This window comes from Halomonas sp. SIMBA_159 (genome assembly GCF_046536035.1).
Lineage (GTDB): Bacteria > Pseudomonadota > Gammaproteobacteria > Pseudomonadales > Halomonadaceae > Vreelandella > Vreelandella venusta_A.
The window spans coordinates 1-278 of the sequence record NZ_JAWJBT010000406.1; the positions used below are offsets into that span (position 1 = coordinate 1).

1 protein-coding gene is annotated in these 278 nt (G+C 40.6%); it reads right to left on the reverse strand.

Annotated elements, in window-relative coordinates; genetic code table 11:
* A partial coding sequence (locus R0J87_RS19810; protein WP_498888397.1) for a twin-arginine translocase TatA/TatE family subunit occupies positions 1 to 111 on the reverse strand: 111 nt, incomplete at its 3' end.
* Between the last annotated feature and the right edge of the window lie 167 nt (positions 112 to 278).

Genomic DNA, 278 nt, shown 5'->3' on the forward strand with positions numbered 1-278 from the left:
CGCTTTGCCTAGGCTACTGCCAATTTCTGGTAATTTTTTCGGACCAAAGACCAGTAAAGCAATCACAAAGATTAACGCCATTTCTGGTAAGCCAATGCCAAAAACATTCATAAGGATTTCTCCGAATCAGGTTTGTTACTGTCTAGTGTATCTTTTCACTCTTGGGGTAGTTCATACTGTTCAACGATGCGCTTGGCATATTCGGGTACATGGTCATCTAACTTGTCTGGATAGTTGCGTTTGACATATAAATAGTTGCGGGTGAAGTGAGAATCAAT